The 19992-nt window shown below is 44.8% G+C and carries 18 protein-coding genes and 3 CRISPR repeat arrays; of the genes, 2 read left to right on the top strand and 16 right to left on the bottom strand.

Features of this window, described 5'->3' with window-relative positions:
- Positions 1-8: 8 nt before the first annotated feature.
- The 10 genes from cas1b to CHM34_RS17335 form a co-directional block, all read right to left on the bottom strand.
- Positions 9-1001 carry a type I-B CRISPR-associated endonuclease Cas1b gene (cas1b, locus tag CHM34_RS17380; protein ID WP_094265887.1) on the bottom strand — a complete coding sequence of 331 codons (993 nt, stop codon included), beginning with the start codon at positions 999-1001 and terminating at the stop codon, positions 9-11.
- A 14-nt stretch (positions 1002-1015) separates the two neighbouring features.
- Complete coding sequence (gene cas4, locus CHM34_RS17375; RefSeq protein WP_206093837.1) at positions 1016-1504, bottom strand: CRISPR-associated protein Cas4; 489 nt, start codon at positions 1502-1504, stop codon at positions 1016-1018.
- Positions 1498-3858: a CRISPR-associated helicase/endonuclease Cas3 gene (locus CHM34_RS17370; protein WP_094265885.1), complete on the bottom strand. Its 2361-nt coding sequence runs from the start codon at positions 3856-3858 to the stop codon at positions 1498-1500. The genes cas4 and CHM34_RS17370 overlap by 7 nt, the downstream gene beginning before the upstream one ends.
- Positions 3855-4601 (bottom strand): type I-B CRISPR-associated protein Cas5b, encoded by a 747-nt coding sequence (gene cas5b / locus CHM34_RS17365; protein WP_094265884.1) that lies wholly within the window; start codon positions 4599-4601, stop codon positions 3855-3857. Before cas5b ends, CHM34_RS17370 begins: the two co-directional genes overlap by 4 nt.
- Positions 4602-4612: 11 nt before the next feature.
- Positions 4613-5572 (bottom strand): type I-B CRISPR-associated protein Cas7/Csh2, encoded by a 960-nt coding sequence (cas7b, locus tag CHM34_RS17360; protein WP_094265883.1) that lies wholly within the window; start codon positions 5570-5572, stop codon positions 4613-4615.
- The gene (locus CHM34_RS17355; RefSeq protein WP_094265882.1) at positions 5569-7335 is read right to left on the bottom strand and encodes a TIGR02556 family CRISPR-associated protein; all 1767 of its coding nucleotides are present in this window, start codon (positions 7333-7335) and stop codon (positions 5569-5571) included. Before CHM34_RS17355 ends, cas7b begins: the two co-directional genes overlap by 4 nt.
- Positions 7332-8093 (bottom strand): CRISPR-associated endoribonuclease Cas6, encoded by a 762-nt coding sequence (gene cas6 / locus CHM34_RS17350; protein ID WP_094265881.1) that lies wholly within the window; start codon positions 8091-8093, stop codon positions 7332-7334. The genes CHM34_RS17355 and cas6 overlap by 4 nt, the downstream gene beginning before the upstream one ends.
- A gap of 237 nt (positions 8094-8330) precedes the next feature.
- Positions 8331-8628: direct repeats of the CRISPR family, unit length 30 nt; unit sequence GTTTCAATTCCTTGTAGGTAGATCGGTAAC.
- A gap of 1285 nt (positions 8629-9913) precedes the next feature.
- Entirely contained in the window at positions 9914-10492 is a 579-nt protein-coding gene (locus CHM34_RS17345) for a barstar family protein (protein WP_094265880.1), read from the bottom strand.
- Positions 10493-11090: 598 nt separating this feature from the next.
- The gene (locus CHM34_RS17340; protein ID WP_094265879.1) at positions 11091-11459 is read right to left on the bottom strand and encodes a hypothetical protein; all 369 of its coding nucleotides are present in this window, start codon (positions 11457-11459) and stop codon (positions 11091-11093) included.
- On the bottom strand, positions 11443-11730 hold the full coding sequence (locus tag CHM34_RS17335) for a hypothetical protein (RefSeq protein WP_094265878.1): 288 nt from the start codon (positions 11728-11730) through the stop codon (positions 11443-11445). The genes CHM34_RS17340 and CHM34_RS17335 overlap by 17 nt, the downstream gene beginning before the upstream one ends.
- A 1212-nt stretch (positions 11731-12942) precedes the next feature.
- On the opposite strand from CHM34_RS17335, the gene CHM34_RS20375 reads away from it, so the two are divergent.
- On the top strand, positions 12943-13083 hold the full coding sequence (locus CHM34_RS20375) for a CDI toxin immunity protein (protein ID WP_439116346.1): 141 nt from the start codon (positions 12943-12945) through the stop codon (positions 13081-13083).
- Between the two features lie 14 nt (positions 13084-13097).
- The gene (locus tag CHM34_RS17310; protein ID WP_094265873.1) at positions 13098-13319 is read left to right on the top strand and encodes a CDI toxin immunity protein; all 222 of its coding nucleotides are present in this window, start codon (positions 13098-13100) and stop codon (positions 13317-13319) included.
- A 748-nt stretch (positions 13320-14067) separates the two neighbouring features.
- On the opposite strand, the gene CHM34_RS17300 is transcribed toward CHM34_RS17310, so the two are convergent.
- The 6 genes from CHM34_RS17300 to CHM34_RS20370 all read right to left on the bottom strand — a co-directional run bounded on the left by CHM34_RS17300 (position 14068) and on the right by CHM34_RS20370 (position 18788).
- Complete coding sequence (locus CHM34_RS17300; protein ID WP_094265871.1) at positions 14068-14583, bottom strand: hypothetical protein; 516 nt, start codon at positions 14581-14583, stop codon at positions 14068-14070.
- A gap of 23 nt (positions 14584-14606) precedes the next feature.
- Entirely contained in the window at positions 14607-15686 is a 1080-nt protein-coding gene (locus tag CHM34_RS17295) for a DUF4244 domain-containing protein (protein ID WP_206093836.1), read from the bottom strand.
- Positions 15687-15722: 36 nt separating this feature from the next.
- Positions 15723-16334: a Yip1 family protein gene (locus tag CHM34_RS17290; protein ID WP_169713809.1), complete on the bottom strand. Its 612-nt coding sequence runs from the start codon at positions 16332-16334 to the stop codon at positions 15723-15725.
- A gap of 20 nt (positions 16335-16354) precedes the next feature.
- Positions 16355-16822 (bottom strand): signal peptidase I, encoded by a 468-nt coding sequence (lepB, locus tag CHM34_RS17285; RefSeq protein WP_169713808.1) that lies wholly within the window; start codon positions 16820-16822, stop codon positions 16355-16357.
- 211 nt (positions 16823-17033) lie between these two features.
- A CRISPR array of direct repeats spans positions 17034-17549; the repeat unit is 30 nt.
- Positions 17550-17983: 434 nt separating this feature from the next.
- Positions 17984-18211 carry a hypothetical protein gene (locus CHM34_RS17280; protein WP_094265867.1) on the bottom strand — a complete coding sequence of 76 codons (228 nt, stop codon included), beginning with the start codon at positions 18209-18211 and terminating at the stop codon, positions 17984-17986.
- Between the two features lie 259 nt (positions 18212-18470).
- The gene (locus CHM34_RS20370; RefSeq protein ID WP_439116345.1) at positions 18471-18788 is read right to left on the bottom strand and encodes a hypothetical protein; all 318 of its coding nucleotides are present in this window, start codon (positions 18786-18788) and stop codon (positions 18471-18473) included.
- A 288-nt stretch (positions 18789-19076) separates the two neighbouring features.
- Positions 19077-19373: a CRISPR direct-repeat array (repeat unit 30 nt; unit sequence GTTTCAATTCCTCATAGGTAGCTTGGTAAC).
- Between the last annotated feature and the right edge of the window lie 619 nt (positions 19374-19992).

Below are 19992 nucleotides of genomic sequence, written 5' to 3'. Positions count from 1 at the left end.
CTTCTCTCCTACCAAGGGGATACAAAGGGTTTATAGGTTTCTTCACCCATGATGTGTTTTTGCAGCTTATACAGCTCCATCCGAAGCAAACGGCGATACGATACCTTTCGGTTTAAGGTTCGATGCTTGACTGTCGCCTTCATCCGTTCATCCATTTCCGCAACAAACTTCTTTCTTCCGTTTTCCGATAATAGAATGCCGTTTAGTTTTTGATCGAAATCTTTCTTTGTGAGCATCTGTTTTCCGACCATTTTTAAAATCAAACGGTCGACAATGATCGGTTTAAAAATCTCGGCCACATCCAACTGTAAAGAAAAGCGGCGAAAATTGGACGTGTGTAAAAATCCGATCCGCGGGTCCAAATGGGTTTTATAGATTTCGCTTAAAAGGATCGTGTACAAAATGGAGTTACCAAAACTGATCAAAGCGTTTAAGCGATTCAGCGGAGGGCGTTTGGACCGTTTTTCAAAGCGGAAGTTCTTATTTTGTAAAATCGGATCAAAGGCTGAATAATAGGCTTCGCGCATATGTCCTTCCGCCGCCATCAGCATCGGTCGATCTTGTGTTTTTTCCGCATCCTTCAGGGCGGACTCCACTCGATCGGCCACCGCTCCCACTTCTTTCCCCCGATTTTGATAATACCGCAACACTTTCAGCATGTTGTCTCCGGCGCCGTCGACAAACAAGCGGGCCAGCCGATACCGCTTGTCTTCATCCAGATAATGACGAACCTGTTCCACCGTCATATAACCCGAATTCAGATGCTCTCTCGGATAAAAAGAGCCGCTGTAATAGCCGTGGTAGTTGTAGTAGTGCAGAATAATCTCTTTTTGGGAACAAAACTCCAGAAATTTTTTGCTGACGTTCACTTCTCCAAAGATATGGATTTCCTTGGTATCTTCGACGGGGATATATTTTCTGCCCTCTTCCCCCTCAAAGTATAATGTTTGATCCTTTCGACGCATTTCCCCGTTTGTAAACACATAAATGGATTTTTTCATTTGCTTCCTCTCCGTCAGGCCCAGCAAAAGTCGCTGTAGGCGCAAGTTTGACAATACCGGCACCACTCAGCGGATGGAGGAGTCTTTGACTCGATGATTTTTTCAATTTCACGGATGACGTTCTCCAACTCTTCTTCAGCCCGGGGGGTCAGTTGAACGGAGACCTTCCTTTTTTCTTCAGGAAACTGTAACTCCCCTTCAGCATCGATTCCCGCTTTTCGCAGTTCCCGGATGTAAAACAAAAGTTGCATCGTCGCGCTCTGTTGAAACCGGGAGCTCTTCTTCACCTCTCCGATGACCCATTTGTCTCCTTCACGACGCAATACATCCACCTTCATATGACCGAACAGGATTTCTTTTCGCTCCTTCGGATAAGCCGTATCATGCAAAAAACGACCCATCTCGATCGATTCGTTCTCCTGTTCCGGTTCCAAATTGTGCGCCATTAACCAAGCTTCCCGCCGGCAGATCAAGTAGTACCAGACGAGTGTACCGTTTACCAAATGGAGGTCACCCCCTGGGGAATAAAGCCGGTTTGACAATCGTAATAGTCGTTGAGAGTAGCTTGCCCTACATAACCGATCCCGTGGACCAGCGGAGGTCGATGGTCGACTTGGGTCGGAATAGAAATGACATACTCCCGAAAACGCTTTTTAATGGTAGAAAACTGACGGTAACGATCCAATGAATGCTCCATCTCCACAATCCTTTCAAATTCCGCCCATACACCAGCGGCCTCGTCATCCAACTCGATAAATACATCCATCTTTTGCTGATCCTCTTCAATCAGGCGGAATTGATTCACCGGTCGTCTGTCGGGGGATTCTTCACCGGCGAAATATAAACTTTGGACCCCTTTTAAAATCCGATCCGATTCACTTCGGTTGGACACTTGCTTGGTTTTTTCAAAGTAGGAGTCGATCAAGGGCAACAGCATCGGTTCGCTGACAGCGTCGTAATCCTGAAGCAAGGAGCGGGTCACGTCCAACTTGACCGGTTCATAGATATAGCTTCCATAAGGGGTTGTCCCATTCCACAGATGAACCACATGCAGCTGACCCGATCGGTTACCGTTTCGATTACACCGGCCCGCTGATTGATTGATCGAGTCCAGGGGGGCCAAATCCCGGTAAACCACATCAAAATCGATATCCACTCCGGCTTCCACCAGCTGGGTACTGACCACCCAACGATAATCGCCGGCCTTTATGTCCTGGATCCTTCTCAGCCTTTCCTTGGGCGGCAGGTGAGTCGACAAAAAGCCGACCGGTTCCTGAATCCGCTCCGTCAGCAAGGAATAAAGCTCTTTCGCCGATGAAATCGTATTCATAATGAAAAGATGGGTCTGATCCTTTCGGATGGGAATGGACTCCACCATTTCTTCAAGGGTCTGTTTTTCCGATAACCGCGGATGAATCGTGATTCGATGAAGGGATTCAAAGTATCGGCGTCGTTCACAAAGGGAAGTGATCGGATCCGAAGGCTCGAAGATTTTCGGCTCTGTCGCCGTCAACAGGATCACATCACTGTTCATTCCCTCTGAAATTTCCAGCAGCATCTCTCGCATGAGAGACCAATATTTCACAGGGATACTTTGCACTTCATCGATGAGGAGAATCGCATGGGAAAAGCGGTGGAATCTACGCAGGGTACGGTTTCGATTGTTTAACAGGGATTGAAACAGTTGTACAAAGGTGGTGCACACGATCTCCGAATTCCAGCCTTCCAACAACATCTGCGCGGCATCCGAATCGTAAACGAAATCCTCCTCTTCAGGATGACGGTATTCGGGGGCCATCAGGGAATGGTGCTTAATCATCAGCGAGTGATCCACCGGATTTCGGCCGGTGCTGAGAACTTGCTCGAAAACCCGGTGGTTCTGGTCGATGACACTCAAAAACGGAAGAGCGTAAAGGATGCGCGGTGGAGTTCCGGTTTCCCTCTTCCTTTTTTCGCGTAGTTTCAATGCCGCGTTCAAAGCGACTAACGTTTTTCCCATTCCCGTCGGCAGTTGAATAGAAAATAAACGGCCTTCCGCGCAATCCACATTCCCGGCCACTTCCTGATACGCCTGCTCCCGTAACTGGTTTAAGCCGGAGGATGGCCAAGATTGTTCCGATTTGAATCGATCCACGATACTTGGATCGATCTCCCTGCGCCCCAACCGGATATGCTCTCTTAAAGCCGCCTGATTTTTATCCGCATCCAATAAAATGGAATAAAGAACACTATATTGAAAGTAATCCGTAACCTTACGAAAATCATCTCTTTCATACCGTTTTCTCACCCATTTACGCAAGCGTCTCCGCTCGTGTTGAAAATCCAGTATCCAAGAACGGATCCTCGGTTCGTCAAAGGGCAACAAATCAGCCACTCGACGGGGCAACCGGGGAAGCAACTCCTCCATCACTTGGTTCCACCCATCATAATCGATCGCTTTCGCCTGTTTCAGCAAAATCTCATCTTGATCGCGAAAAGCGTTGATCTCCGACATCAAGTTTTGTATATTCCCGTGGTGTCGACGCACGGCCATGAATAAAAAGAAGGAAGCGGGGAAAGGATTCTCCCCGTTCCCTTCAAGAACGTGTTTCCCCACATAATAACTGACAACGGCGGAAAGAGCGGAATGGGTACGGAGTCGGGTCTTCTTTTTCTCCTCCGACAAAATATACGATTGAAAATAGGAAGTCGCCTTTGCAAAATCATGAAACACCGCCGCCACAGCGGTCAGATCTTTTAAACGGTCGGGATTCCACCCGGAAAAGGAACGGCTCTCGACACAGGAAAGGGCGACATCCAAAACCCCGCTCAAGTGGTTCTTTAAGGTTTGATCCGGATGGGACCAAAGCATACTCATCCGTCCGTCCACTCCTTTTCGTTTAAAAAGACAAACCGGGTTCCTTCTCCCTCCCAGAAATGATCCACCTCCGCCTGAATCCCCGATCCCTGTGTCTCAAACAAGCACTCCGCATAAGAAGTGACCACGCGATTGTCATCTATTGCCAGCGGCATTCGCTCCTTTTTGTAACGCTTTCCCTCTGTAAAGGGAATCCCCTTTTGCCGGATCAGCCCCATCGGAATGATCGAATCCATCTCAACCGGTTCACCAGCGGCGGATCCTTTAAAAACATCCGCTTCGCCCACGTAAACAAAGTTCGCCAACAGCTCACTCAAACCCAGAGAAAGGGTATAAAAAGGGCGATGCCCTTGGACGCGTTCCACTAGCTCTCCGTATAGATCGGGATCCTTCATGGAAACAAAAAGGCGAAAGCCGGGTTCCCGTAAAAACTCCGTTCGGATTTGCGTCCGGGCCCCTTCCTTACGGCGTTTGGGAACCCAAACATTTCCCTTGGTGTTAATCAAGTTGAGTCCGAGGGTGCTTTTTTTCACCGGTTTGCGCAAACCCACACCGACCAGGGTATCTGCCTGACGGAGGATCTTCAGATATTGGTCCCCTTCCTTTTCCAACCCGAGAATCGCACCGACCACGCCAAATACCGCCGTCGGCGGGATCACCGAAAAAGTCAGGGGAGAGGAAGTGGAGTAATATTTCCGGAAGTGCCCCCACTCTCCCCACAGATCAAAAATCAGCGTTCTCATGGGATCCTCCCCTAAAAACCCAATTCTCTGTACTCAATCCCCAATCGCCGGCACACTTCATCCAGTTGGTGAGAGGCGGAAACTTGCTCGTCCACCTGATATTCCACCCGGAGGATTTTTTCTTTTTCCTTTTCCATCTTGGCCACCAATCGGTCGCCGTTCAGGACCCCGTCGTTCACATGACGGATCTCTTCATCCGACTTTTCGCTCCGGAAGGTGACCAATTTATGTAGTTCACCGATGTGAAAACAATCCTCCCGGTAGACGATGCGAAGCAGAATCCGCGGTTGTTGCCCCACTTTGCTCCGGGAAATCAAATTTTTCGTCCCGTTCCACAGCCCTTCCATCAAAGCGGAGACATCTTCCTCGGACATCTTCGTGTGTTGTGCCGCTTTTTCATTGACCACTCCGTAAAAGGAGATCAGGGAATATGGGAGAACATATTCTTCCCGGAAGGTTTTTCGCGTCTGCCCTTCACCGGAGGCAAACGCCCCGGTCCCTTTGAGATACTCCAATTTTACCTGATGCATCGAGGTGCCTATCTGAAACTGCACCGGGCCCGTCAATGTAATCGAACTTTTTTCCTTATTGGATTTTTCAATCGGGATGGTCCCTCCGAACAGACGGACATCGATACATTCCTTCAGCATGTTTTCACAGATGATCTGTTTCATCTCCGGTAAGGATACAGCGGATTTGGACACTTTTTCCCCATCTTTGATCAAAAAATCCTCGGCGCGGTGTTTGGCATCCTGGATCGCCCCCTGTTCATCGGCGATCTCCCGGACAAATATTTCATACCCTCTGAAATCGTGTAGATAATCGCGAGCAGTTCGTTTCAGACGCACATCCGTTACGATATTACGACCGGTCTCTTCGTCGATACGGGGTTTGTTTTCATCCACGGGATCCCCGTTGGGATTGGTCCAGGAAACATCGTACAGGAACAAGACTTCGGATCGATGATTCATACTTTTTCTGCCTCCTTGGATAACTCTTTTTCCGGATAGAGGATCGGAGTCACTTGATCGTACAGATTCATCCCACTGGCGAAATAAAAATTCATTTCATCCACGGACATCTTCCACCCGGGTCGGGAGGATAACAGCAAATCGGAAATCTCCCGGGACAACAACTGTTTTCCGCGATCATAGCTTTCATACTGCTGCAACTTCTCCTGTACTTTCGGCAATAATCCTAAAAAATCTTTTTCATGCATCTTCAACCCCTTCAATTGTTTCTGAAACGGATGGGCATGCCGCTCCCGATACTGCACCCGCAACAACAGTTGCGTCATGACTCCCAACAGAAACAGCCCCCGTTTTTCGGGACGGTTCAAATGAGGGCCATACTGTTGGAATACCGTTTCAAACCGGCTCTCTTTCATCCATACCGACTCTCCTTTGCTCAAAATCTTCAACGCTTCCAAAAACAGAAGATTCATCACCGCATCCCGAACCAGACGATCCATCCCCTCTTCCCGGACAAACCCTTTACGGATTTCCTTCATCATAAAAGTACTCAAAAAACGGACATTCAACTCTTGCCCCCGAAAAACAGAAGCGGTAATCTCCAGAAAATACTTGTCCAGGTCGTTATCCCTTTTGTTTTCATCCGATTTTCGGAAAAAGGTTCGCAGGCGCCCGAAATGATAGGGTCTGTACCGATCCGGGTCATCCCGGAAAGGGAATTTCCTCTCCACCGATTTTTTCGCTTCAAAAATGGTGTTCAAACGGGAGGGGACCACATCTTCCACCAACATCAGAATCCGCTCAGCGGATTGGATCTTTTGCATAAACAACAGATTTAAAACCAAGGAATCGGAAGCATCGGTCAATTCCTCAAGAATTTCGTCTTCTTCCCCCAAGTAGTCCTTAACTGATTGGTCCTGCAAAGAACGATTTTTCCCACCGCTGATCAGTATGTCGAGAATCTCCTCCTGCAGTTCCGTTTCGCCGAATAAGAATTGCGGAATCAACGTATAAGATAATCCGTAAAACCGAAACCTCAATCTCTCCTCGACCAAACGCTTCCCCTCCTGCAGCATCAGATTGCACTCCATACAGACGGGGTAGTTTCGCCAGGAACGCTTCTTATCGAAATGGCCGGTGATAAATCCCGGTTTGTCATCGGTGTAAAATTTAAATGCGCTGGAACCGGCCAATACCACGGAATGCTCTTTTCCACATACGGAACACACCTGATTCTCAGCAAAGTTTTTCAGGTCCTTCTCATTCACCATCGCTGAAAAAATCGTCACAAAAGCAGGAATCTCCTTCAGGTAGCTTCCATCGATCTTGATCGAAAGCACCACCCCTCCTTTCAGTCCCTTCATTTTTTCCTGAATCCGTTCCATGATCGCCTCTTGATCCCCATCGATGATCCGGTAAGCCTTTTCCATGCACTCGATATCTGTCGGTTCATACTTTTTTTGTTCCTTGATCACTTTTTTAAACCAGGCCAGCAGTTTGATGTCAAAGGTTGTAGTGGCATCTGTCACCATGGCTGTCGGAGAGAAATTGATTCCCCGGGGAGATCCCCGTCGATACAAAAGCCGGTCCGACGTTGATGTTTGGCATTCCTCCAATTCCACGGTCCACCGGTCCCCGTCAAGATGGATCATCAGGATATGCGGGTAACGGTTCTCATCGATGGGCTGAATCAAGACATCCAGCGTATCCTTTGCTTCCCGCTTCAGCTTCCACTCCCCGAGTTGTCGCACGGCACTGATCATTCCCCCGTCCCCCCATCGCTGCTCACAAAATCCAACATCCCGAATCCCTGGGCGTTTTTGCCGCCGGCTCCCACTTGATAAGCCACTTTCTGCAAAGTTGGATCCCCCCTCATGCGAAAAGTCCCATGCCACGCCTTGATTAAAAATCCTTTGTAATAAATCCGTTTCTGTTGAGTCGGCTTTACCTTGCCGACGGGTTCGATGGAAAAAGAAGACTGGTTCAAGTCGAGGTTATAAAGGGTCTGGGCTTTTTTGACCAAATTTTTGTGAATCAAATCAGAGAAGGCCTTTTCCCGCACATCGTAGTAGTGGGTCACCTTTCGACCTTCCGCTGTCTGCAAAGTGGAGTACATCGTCACCGGTGAAAGGGTCTTGACCACCGTTTCCGTCCCAAATTCCGGTTCTTCCAACATATCGACCTCATCGATGGTCACAGGCTGATGGTGTAAAACGATGCAGGAACGGTTTAAAAGGGAATGCGACAGGGCTTGAATGAAAGGCTCCCAGCAGGAACTGATGTATAAATGAACGGGTGAATCAAAAAGAAATCCTTTGCTGTTCATCCGAAAGGAACCTTGCATCCACGAAAACACGAAAGGCTTAAATCGGCGCTTTTTCCACAAAAATCCTTCCTCATGCAAAAAAAATCGAACCTTTTCATCATCGATCGCCGAATAAATCATCCCCTGCAAAGCCCTTTGATAAGACTGGGGTAAGAACAAAGGGTCCCGAAAAGCGAACTGTATCCTCAACCGCAATCCCTGTCACCACCAATGATGGGTATAAATAACTGCGACTTAATCTTATTATAAAACCTTACTGTGTTGCAAGACCCTTCAGAAATTTATCTCAAAATATGAATCGTATTTTTACTAAATGTCCACATTTAAAGCGATTCTACGACAAACGTTAACCACCCACTTTAATGGGTGGTATGGAAAGCTCCTTATAGGTACTTGATAAGCCCGTCCGATAACACCTACGGTAAGTTTTTAGTTTCAATTCCTTGTAGGTAGATCGGTAACTCCACACCATACCGGGAAACGATGACTTCTAAGTTAGTTTCAATTCCTTGTAGGTAGATCGGTAACGTTGTCTTCCGAGTCCTTGATCATCTCCTTAATTGTATTGTTTCAATTCCTTGTAGGTAGATCGGTAACGGTTTCCCCTGAGTCCGCCTTGATTCCGGCAAGGGAGTTTCAATTCCTTGTAGGTAGATCGGTAACCTTGTTTGTTTCAATCAAATTGCCCTGTGTATTCCGGGTTTCAATTCCTTGTAGGTAGATCGGTAACCCCAGAAAAGCCCACGACGAAGCCATTTCCTTCTATCCATAAAATACACGAAAATCTGCCTCTTCACAACTCCCTTTTCCCGCTTTTTCCATGGTATCAAGGAATCCGGGCATTTCAAAAATGTCGTCGATCCCCGGGGTTTTTTCCTCTACCGGACATCGACGACACTTTCGATCCACGAAATAAATCCATCTTTATAAATGGGACCCCGTTGATTGTATTTCGTCGTCTGATCGAACCGCTTTTGAAGGTTGTATCCTCGTAGATGGCGTACAAAGAAGGCGGAGCTTTATTAAAGGGTACAACGCGTGTTTCGGGTTTCAACCCTTGTAGGTAGATCGGTGACTGAAAACTCAAATTTTTCCAGAGAAAGGAGTTTCAATTCCCATAGGTAGCTTGGTAACCCCAGAAAGGCCTACAACCAAGCCATTTCCTTCTATCCATAAGGTATACGAAAATCCGCCTCTTTACAACTCCCTTTTTTCGCTTTTCCCATGGCATCAAGGAATCCGATAGGTAGATCGGTAACCATAAAAAAGGAGGATTTGAATGGGAAATCCGGAGCCGAGTTTCAATTCCTCATAGGTAAATCGGTAACGCTGTTACGAAGGGTTTTGACGTCTTTTATCGGCTCTTATTGTTTCAATTCCTTATAGGTAGATCTATAACCTTATGAGACAGCGGTTATACGCTCCTCCGAGAGTGTTTCAATTCCTTATAGGTAGCTTGGTAACTTTCTTTCTACAAGTTGCTCTGTATATGATATACAGGGGTTTCAATTCCTTATAGGTAGCTTAGTACCATATTCAGCATGACAAAGCGCATCCGCTCCCGACCGGTTTCAATTCCTCATAGTTAGATCGATAACTGAACACGAAGTTCAAGACAATGGCAATCATCAGGGTTTCAATCCCTCATAGGTAGTTTGGTAACCGGCGGGCCCGAATTTTCATCGTACAAAACGGCGTACTGCTTGTTTCAATCCCTCATAGGTAGCTTGGTAACCAAAAGGAGCCTCAAAAGCAGCCCCAAGAGCAGCCGGAGGGTTTCAATCCCTCATAGGTAGCTTGGTAACCCCAGAAAGGCCTACAACCAAGCCATTTCCTTCTATCCATAAGGTACACGAAAATCCGCCTCTTCACAACTCCCTTTTTTCGCTTTTCCCGTGATATCAAGGAATCCCCCGAATACAAAAATGTCGTCGATCCCCGGGGGTTTTTCCCCTACTGGACATCGACGACATTTTCGATTCGCGAAATAAATTTGATCATCATAAAGGGATAAACTACTTAGTCAAAAATACAGTAGTATTAGAATCAAGTTCAAAAAACATTTCTTCCCAAAATAAACTTTTTAATATGGAATAGTCATACTCGTTTTGAAGAAGTGTTAAATCTCCTGTAATAAGACAACCGACCCAAGTAGGTATCCAGTCTTTAAACTCTTCCGGGCTATTCTCTTTTTCTATTTCATCGCCGACAGTTAACTCTTTTAGAGTCCCTAAAATCAAGTCAACAACTTCATAAAAAAACTTTGTATTATTTTTCAACAAAACGTCTGCATCTTTCCAAAATATGAGGTGTTTTTGTTTGTTATAAAGTTCAAGGGTAAGCAAACAGTCCCTTACAGCATCCAAATTCTTGCCTGGATGATTGATTAAAGGTATTTTAGTGTAAAACTCATTGTAAAAGTCCTCTTTGGATTTCATTTTTCTTCCCGACAATTCGTATACATGAAGCGTCTGAATTTCTTCTTCTAAGGATTGTTTAATTAAACTCAGTGGTACACTCTTGTTTCCTACCAATATTAAATTTTTATTTTCTATTATTTGATTGATGTTCTTTAATACATTATTTTTTATCAATATAAAATATACCTCCTTTATAACACTTGAGTATCTCTCAAAGGAGGCACTCAAGTGTTCGATAGAAGTATTACTTTAAATCCTTAGAACTTACTTCAATAAAACTATCATAATGGTCACTTGTATAGTAATACCTTCCGTCGTCTGAATAACTTTTCGTTCGCTACCTCTAGTACCATCTGCATTTTTGGCGCCTACGTCGGCCTCTTTGTAGTTACCCGGAGGTAGGGTATTTGCTTGATTCCCCCATTTTCTACCTCCTGCCATCCCAGCCTTCCCACTTCTCGAATAATCCGATGGCAATTTCCCTTCATTTTCTAATGATTCAATTACTCTCTTAATATCATCATATGACTGGCTATTTTCCGGAGGTAACTTTGTTGTACTACCTTTTCCAAAAGACTTTCTGTTATTTTGATTTTTATTGGAAGACGTATTCTTTTCATTTCTTTTACCTCCACAACCATCGCCTTTTTTCTCCTTCGCGCAAGCCAGCCCGATGAAAAAATCATCGACTTCCTTGATCCCTTTCCAAGCTGTCTTTCCACCGGCTTTTCCCCACTTCCACCCTTTTCCGATGGCGAAAGTGAACCCGGACTTATCGGACCCAATACGATTCAGGTGTTTTGAGAACTATCTCTTCTCTCCATATCTCCTTTAATTCGTTCGGTTCAAAAAAATATAAGTCGCCGATCTTGTCTCGATCATGGATCCAGTCTATATTACTGCCCAGCCAGAACTCCATGATGCCAATCGAAGAATCTTTGGCTACCACTAAAAGGTCGTTATCACCAACAGAAATTTTTACTCCTGCATCAAAAGTCCATTCCCATTGATCTCCCTGATAACTCCATTTTAATCGATCTCTAAGAATCGATACTTTTTGGATGGGCCGTGGTTTCCAATTCGTGCGCAAAGCGATATCGATTTCTTCAAGTTCCTCTTTAAAATTAACCATTGTAATCACGCAGATTTTCTACTTTTAATTGCGGAAATGCAATACCCTCCACCTTACGAACAAAATCATTGGAAATAGAAATACTCGTGTCCCGAAAGTCAAATACAACAAGGAACCCCATATTATGATCACTGTCTTCATCTTTATCCCAAGAACTAGTCGTCGCCATTCTTATATTCATAAGATCCTCATACACCATCTTTTGAAGAATACATTCCGATTCTTCGTTTAAAAGTGATTTGACTTGATAGATCATGATCCGTTTCCCGTTATTATTCAAAAAGGATTTTTCTCCTCTGCCACAGATCTCGATAACAGGCATTTGTGTAATTTTTCAGTTTGTTTCGGTCAATAGGAGAGGGCCGGTGCGACCATTTCCGATCTCTTGTGAAAACGCAAAGGATCTCCTTCGACCATACCAGCCCTCCCTGTTTATAAGGCACAACTTGAATGACCGGATACATCCTAGAAGATACTTCTATCCACCTTTATTCCTCTAAAATAATTTTCGATTAAGATGGTCAGGTTCTCAATATAGTCAAAAGATGATTCTTGTGGATACTTTTTAATTTCGGATAAGTCATTGGGAGATAAGTAAAAAAATAAATGAACGTAGTATATAGCTGTAACTTTTCACTAACATCGTAGAAATATCCCGATCCAACGGTTTATCCGCCCTTTTATTAACAATGTTAATCACACTATTGAAATATTCCCGGTAGGATTTTTCATCAAATCGGTTTCTTTCGTGTAAAAAGTAAATAAAACTACCTTTTTCGCCTCTGGCATTCTTTTTTAAGACCAGGATATCTTGATCCAATAAATTCAACTTCCTTTATTATGTCGAATAATAAGTGATCATGTAACCGGCCATGATTATTGCCATGGCCGGTTACATGATATTTTTTAATACGTTCTCTGATAAAAAACTGAACATCCGTTCTATCTGCCATGTCACTTTCCGGATCAATATGATCGATCCCTTCACCCTATGATACCGACTCTTTTCTTCTTGACCGTGTTCCTTATAGGAGATACTTAAGGATATGTGATTGAGAACATGGCCCGGAAAATACTGAATCGAGCGTTTTAATTCTTGAACATACTCCTGCGTCATATCTTTGGACTCATGATACCATGATTTGTAAAAAGCCAACATGGATCGGTACTGACTGACGTGGGAATCGACGTTCTTTTGTATGATCATGAGAACAAGATCATTAAAATGTTGGAGATCTCTTCTGATTTGCATTACGGTATATTTAAAAGGACAAACGATTGGGGAAGTTATCTCATGTTGCGTAAAATCAAGGACTATTACAAAACGGACTTAACATTGGCCAACAGTCAGATCGACAAATTGAGAAGTGAACTGGAACAGGTGAGTCTTTTTTTAGATGAGAGAGATCGAACGGAACTATTCAAGTTAACCACTGAGTTAGTCGGTAATAAGGTTCAAAAAGTGCGTGTAACAGGGGATTAGTATAACAAAATGACCTTATTCGAAGAATGCTTAGAAGCTTTAGGGGAATATTGTGAAGTGCTGTCTGAAGAAAAGTCCAATCAGGTGGTTGAAGCAATGTGTCGGTTATTTCCTGTCGCTATAAACGGGAGGATTGATTGGGACAATTAGGGTGAAAAAAGAGATTGTCGGAAATCTCCGGTTTTACAAATACCGTGCACGATGAAACGTTATACTTAATCTGGAGTGACGGAAGTTACCCGGTTGTTCAATCGAAAATGAAAAATGTGATGGAGGTGATCGATGATATTACAGCAGTCAGCTTTGACACATGGCTGTTTAACCCGGCCTCTTCTTTCGTCATTGAATTTTATCATGAAGGGGAGATCATATATGGAAAGCAATGAAGCGGGGCATCACAGGACGGGGAACCACTCGAATGTTAAAGGATCTGGATGCTCTTTGGGACTGCCTTTCAGGGTGGGTCAGTCTACCGGAATGCAAGATTTGAGTACAATGATAGAGGGAGTGAGTGAAGACGTTTTTGAGAAGTTGAGCCGAGCGCAAACGCCACCCGATATATGATTCAGTTCCAGAAAATCGCCACCGGCGGTTTTAACCGATGGCGCCACTGAATATTTACGTGGTGGTTCATTATATGTCTAAAATCTATGGACTGAGCTCAATCACGTCTTCGTGGTTCATATCCTTTAAGGAAACGGATCTTCGCTTCCCGCTGGATTAATCAGTACCATTTGATACGGATTGTTAGTACTTATCATCGGTGATCAAGCAATGGGTAGCCATAACTTGAGCTATTTTTTTGATATGTTGTTGATTAGCTTCACCAGCTAAGGACTCATTTGGTAGATACACACCCAGCATGCACCGAAACTGCCCCTTTTTTAGAAGTGAGTTGGACTACTATTTTTTTAGTGGTATCTGCATCCAAAAAATCCTCATAATCGTAGACTGCAACGATATCCTGTTCCGAAACGGAAAATACTTCAGACAGGGCACGAACAAGTTTGTCTTCAGAGATTTCTTTTTCTATAATGATATATCACCAGAAACTTCCATCATTTTTCCCCTCCATGACCGCATTTTAAACGGCTTTATGGAATAGGGCCGTGGTGGTGTTTAAAAAACCAATGTTTATCCTTTAAATTTCCTTTTAATCCTTTCCAGATCATCTTTCCACCAAGGGTACCGGGGATGGCTTTTTCCGAAACAATTCATCAGGTTCGTATAGAAATCCACTGCACCACTTATAATCGCTTGCTGAAAGGCTTCCATCGGCAGGATCCAAATACGGGAATCCAGAGAAAAACGAATGTGATCTGGATTCTGCTTTACCATGGAAATTTTCACAGGCATATCCGGAAAGAAGCGAGATGTCTCCTTTTTCTCTCTTAACTCTTCAAGCATATCACAAAGATACATCCAGCACTGATCAACCAAATCCCAATATTGAAACCCTAGGATCTCTTCATTGTAATATTTCATTTCAATGGCACCATCAAGATAATCCCAATCCAGTTTGTCGTCCATCTCTTTTAGTTGCTCATATTGATTCACGTTCACAAAATATTTTTCGCTATTCCTTTCAAGATCCTCTTTTGACTTGATTTCTACACCAACTTTTTTAATAAACGAGCAAACAAGAAACATACTTTTTATCTCCTGATTTGTTTTTATTCGGGATACAGTTGACCTACTCGGTATCTGTTAAAGCCCAGTATATATTCTTTCCCGTCAACATTAATTGTAATTTGACCACGTCCACCATTAGGAATTATGTTATTGATAATTTTCTCTCTGTTGTCTTTAATTCCTCTATCAACAATTGAGATGATGTCATCAACCGTCATACTTTCATCAAAAAAAGTTGTTTTTTGCTTTCCTTTAGCAAGTTCCGTATTGTAATAATCTGGGTGATGTCTTTCGAGAATATGTTTCATTGCCCTTTTGTCTAAAAGTAGATCATGTCCACCCATATTATATTTACAGCTTTTGAAATCCTTTAGCGTGTTAACAACATTATGTTTAGGTGCACTTCTCTTTTCAGTACAACCTTTTCCTTTCTTCTCCTTCGCGCAAGCCAGTCCGATGAAAAAATCATCGACTTCCTTGATCCCTTTCCAAGCTGTCTTTCCACCGGCTTTTCCCCACTTCCACCCTTTTCCGATTCCGACAGGGATGCCGCTGATGAAACGATCGCCCCGTTCCCACCATCCCAGCTTTTCGCCGGTACGCTCATCGACACCGTTAATCGAGGATTTCATATCATCCCAAAACCACCAACCCACCGGGTCACTGATGGCATAACGTCCTTCCTCTTTGATTCCACCCCAGAATCCATCCCAGTACTCGCCGGCCTTTTTCTTTGTATAGTTCCACTTCCGATCCAGATAGTTACCGATTTGATCCCATGTACTCGGTTCTTCTTTTTGGGGAGGTGGGGATGACGGATTATCCGGTTGATCAGTGGGATGGGATACGGGCTGGGCAGGATCTGATTCCGAATCACCACCGGTATCCCCGCTCGGGGAATCCCCGCCTGCCGGTTCTGTAGCGCCGGGGTTCCCGGTGAGGATGCTTTCGATTTTTGCCTGTAGGGTCCCCTTGATTTCGTCACTGGCCAATACATTGTACAATATGGCGGCCAAAGCGACCGCCGCCGTCAATACGACCACATATTCCACGGTAGACGCACCGCGTTGATTTCTCAGATGTCGATACCCTGGACGCAAGATGGATAACAGCTGGCTCAAACCGTTCCAATCCTTTCTACTTCGGGATCTCATCGTTTAAGAAATCAGAATGACTGCCAGGACTATCAAAACCACCAGAGCCAGCGGAAGAAAAATGACCGACCAAAAGCCCTTCCAAGCGGAGAAACCGTGAACCTCACTCAGACCCTGGGAAAGAATGACGAAAAACCAGATGCTTAAAATCAACTCCAATAAGCCGAATAACATAAAGAGGCTAAACGGACCGATCCCGCTATCGATCGTGGGGGTCACCGCCGTGAATAGATCACTGCCGAAAAACAATAACAGGGGAATCCAAAGCAACAATTTCGCAATCATAGGGATGGTGCTCCAGGCAAAGACGAGTCTCGTCTCGCGCCAGGTGCCGGATCCTCCGAACCAACGAACAACCAGATGGGTGAGTCCACTGTAAAAGAACCACGCAATCAACCCGATGATCGGCCCGAAAAGGAGTGCCGATATCAGCACATACCCCATGGAGGTTTGATCCGCCAGATTATTGTTGGAGGACTGATCCAGGCGGAGTCCGATGCCGGCCAACAATACAAACAGGATGTACACCCTTTTGTCGCTTTCGAGAAGTTCCGAAATCGTCTTTCGCGGTTGGAGCCAGATCGTTTTCAAATACTCACAATTGGAAAATCGCAATATCCTGCCCTCCGATACAGTTAATGAACGATTAGAATCCCTTTGATTCGTTCCTTGGAAATGGGGCCCATTTTGCGGCTGTCATAGCTTTTTTCGCGATCGTCCCCCAAAACGAAGACCGCTTCCTCCGGGACGTTGACAGGACCAAACGCCTGCAAAGGCTGTTCTTTTGACAAATACTCCTCTTTTGCCGGTTTGCCGTTGATGGATAGTCGCTGGTTTTTAGCTTCCACCGTAGAACCGGAAAGGGCGACGACGCGTTTGATATAGATGTTCTGATCCTGTCGAAAAAGGATAATGTCCCCTACCTCAGGATCTCGGCCCCATTTGAAGGTCATCACCATTTCATCATGTTTCAATGCCGGCTCCATGCTGTCTCCATACACACGGTATAATCCGAAAAGCTGGAAAAATACGATAACCAAGACTACAAAAGAGAGAAGTATGATAAAAGTCCATTTAATGAACATTCTCCATTGGATATTCATCATAAATTTCCCACCTGCACGAATACTCTTCGAACTCTTGTAGTTTTTCCCCTAAGACATCGACAATTTCGATTCACAAAATATCCATCCTTGTAATTAAAACCGTTGATTGATTCTATTTCGTTGTCTGATCGAAGTGTTTAAAGTTTGCATTCTCGTAGGTAGATCGGTAACCCGACGTATCCCCCGACCTCTTCTGACACCAATTGATGTTTCAATTCCTCGTAGGTAGCTTGGTAACTCCGTCCTTCATGCATCACCAGCACCCGGTCGATCCGTCGTTTCAATTCCTTGTAGGTAGCTTGGTAACTTTTCTATAAGCGATACGGACAACATATCCATATTTTTGGTTTCAATTCCTTGTAGGTAGCTTGGTAACACAGAAATGGCGGGATTGTGTCCGACAGGCAAGGGAGTTGGTTTCAATTCCTTGTAGGTAGCTTGGTAACTAAGTGATGTAGGGATCATCGGGATGATTTTTGTTTTATATGTTTCAATTCCTTGTAGGTAGCTTGGTAACTCCCAAAACCTCAACCCACTGGGGAGGATAGAAACTATTAGTTTCAATTCCTTGTAGGTAGCTTGGTAACCCTGCTGACCTTCGAGGATGTCAAGAAGATGGAGCTGTTGTTTCAATTCCTTGTAGGTAGCTTGGTAACGGTTAAGATCCCGGTCAGGAACAGAAAGAGCCTCATCTGTTTCAATTCCTTGTAGGTAGCTTGGTAACCCCAAAAAAGCCCACAACCAAGGCATTTCTTTCTCTCCTTAAGGTACACGAAAACCCGCCTTTCCACAACTCCCTTTTTCCGTTTTTCCCGTGATATCAAGGAATCCAGCGGGTACAAAAATGTCGTCGATCCCCGGGGATTTTTCCCCTACCGGACATCGACGACCATTTCGCCTCCCGAAATAAAATCCATTTTTCATAAATGAGACCCCGTTAATTTTACTTCTCCATCTGATCGAACCGCGTTTGCCAGAGGTGTTGATTTAGCACGTTCTTGAGTGGTCAGGGTTACGTTCACACTCGATCCCTAACCCTCGTAGGTAGTTTGGCAACATCCTTTCCACTCCGGCAAATATCGTCATGGGCATGCGGTTTCAATCCCTCGTAGGTAGATCGGTAACCTAAACAGAACCCCTGGAAAACAGGGAGACGCATCAACCCTCGCCGGGTCCAGCATCGATAGCACGCGGCTGAATCAGATCAATAACCCAAACAACCACAGTGTAAGGAAGCAGTTTCAATTCCTTGTAGGTAGCTTGGTAACCGATCCATGGAATGAGGTAGATGCGGCATTCGCGGCGGCGTTTCAATTCCTTGTAGGTAGCTTGGTAACCCCAAAAAAGCCCACAACTAAGGTATTTCTTTCTCTCCTTAAGGTACACGAAAACCCGCCTTTCCACAACTCCCTTTTCCCGCTTTTCTCATGGTATCAAGGAATCCGGGCATTTCAAAAATGTCGTCGATCCCCGGGGTTTTTTCCTCTACCGGACATCGACGACACTTTCGATCCACGAAATAAATCCATCTTTATAAATGGGACGCTTCATCATCTGATCGAACCGCTTTTGAAGATTGTATTTTCGTAGATAGTGTACAAAGAAGGCGGAGCTTTGTTAAAGGTTGCAACGCGTGTTTCAGGTTTCAATCCTTGTAGGTAGATCGGTAACTGACTGGAATACGACGACTGTACGGGCTTAGCTGAAGCAGTTTCAATTCCTCGTAGGTAGATCGGTAACAACCGGATGAGTTTTGGACCCTTACGCCATTGGAGTGTTTCAATTCCTCGTAGGTAGATCGGTAACGACGGTTCTGCAAAAAGCTGATCAAGCCACGAAATAGTTTCAATTCCTCGTAGGTAGATCGGTAACGGACGTTCAGTCTATCAGTGCCTGGGATGTGACAGGGTTTCAATTCCTCGTAGGTAAATCGGTAACCCAGAAAAGCCCATGACGAAGCCATTTCCTTCTATCCTTAAAGTAAACGAAAATCCGTCTCTCCACAACTCCTTTTTCCCGCTTTTGCCTGTGCTATCAAGGAATCCGACGGATATAGAAATGTCGTCGATCCCCGGGGGTTTTTCCCGCACTGGACATCGACGACATTTTCGATTCACGAAATAAATCCATCTTTAAACTGGGACCTCGTTAATTCTACTCCTCCGTCTGATCGAACCGTGTTTAAAGTTTGCATTCTCGTAGGCAGATCGGTAACCCGACGTATCCCCCGACCTCTTCTGACACCAATTGATGTTTCAATTCCTCATAGGTAGCTTGGTAACATCTACGGCTATCGGCTATCAGCCGATACAGTCCTGTGTTTCAATTCCTCATAGGTAGCTTGGTAACCTACGAAGCCATTACAACGTCGATGCGAATAGACCGGTTTCAATTCCTCATAGGTAGCTTGGTAACGGTGATGAAATTTTAGATATCACCATACTTTTGGGGTTTCAATTCCTCATAGGTAGCTTGGTAACACGAAAGCCGTCCCCTTGGTTCAAGGGAATTACCGTTTGTTTCAATTCCTCATAGGTAGCTTGGTAACCCCAGAAAAGCCCATAACCAAGCCATTTTCTTCTCTCCTTAAGGTACACGAAAATCTGCCTCTCCACAACTCCCTTTTTTCGCTTTTCCCGTGATATCAAGGAATCCCCTGAATACAAAAATGTCGTCGATCCCCGGGGGGTTTTTCCCTCACTGGACATCGACGACATTTTCGATTCACGAAATAAATCCATCTTTAAACTGGGACCTCGTTGATTCTACTCCTCCGTCTGATCGAACCGCGTTTAAAGTTTGCATTCTCGTAGGTAGATCGATAACTCTGGGTCAGGCCTTTTTCTTTTAATAGCTTTCCAAGTTTCAATTCCTCATAGGTAGCTTGGTAACGCGCATCAACACCGGTCCGATCATCCGCACCACGTTCAGTTTCAATCCCTCATAGGTAGTTTGGTAACTCAGGATGCCGAGGAATTTGTGGATGGATTGGTTGTAGTTTCAATCCCTCATAGGTAGTTTGGTCTCTTAAGCCCCTATCCGACTTTGGACATCCTGGAGATGATGTTCTAAACTAAAGTTGGAAGGGGTTTTTCTGATGAAACGGCAAAATTACTCAAACGAGTTTAAAGTACAGGTCTCCAAAGAAGCGTTGGAGGTTGGGAATA

It is taken from the genome of Paludifilum halophilum (assembly GCF_002245355.1).
Lineage (GTDB): Bacteria > Bacillota > Bacilli > Thermoactinomycetales > DSM-45169 > Paludifilum > Paludifilum halophilum.
The sequence above is the reverse complement of the archived record's forward strand: the minus strand, read 5'-3'. Positions and strand labels throughout refer to the sequence as shown.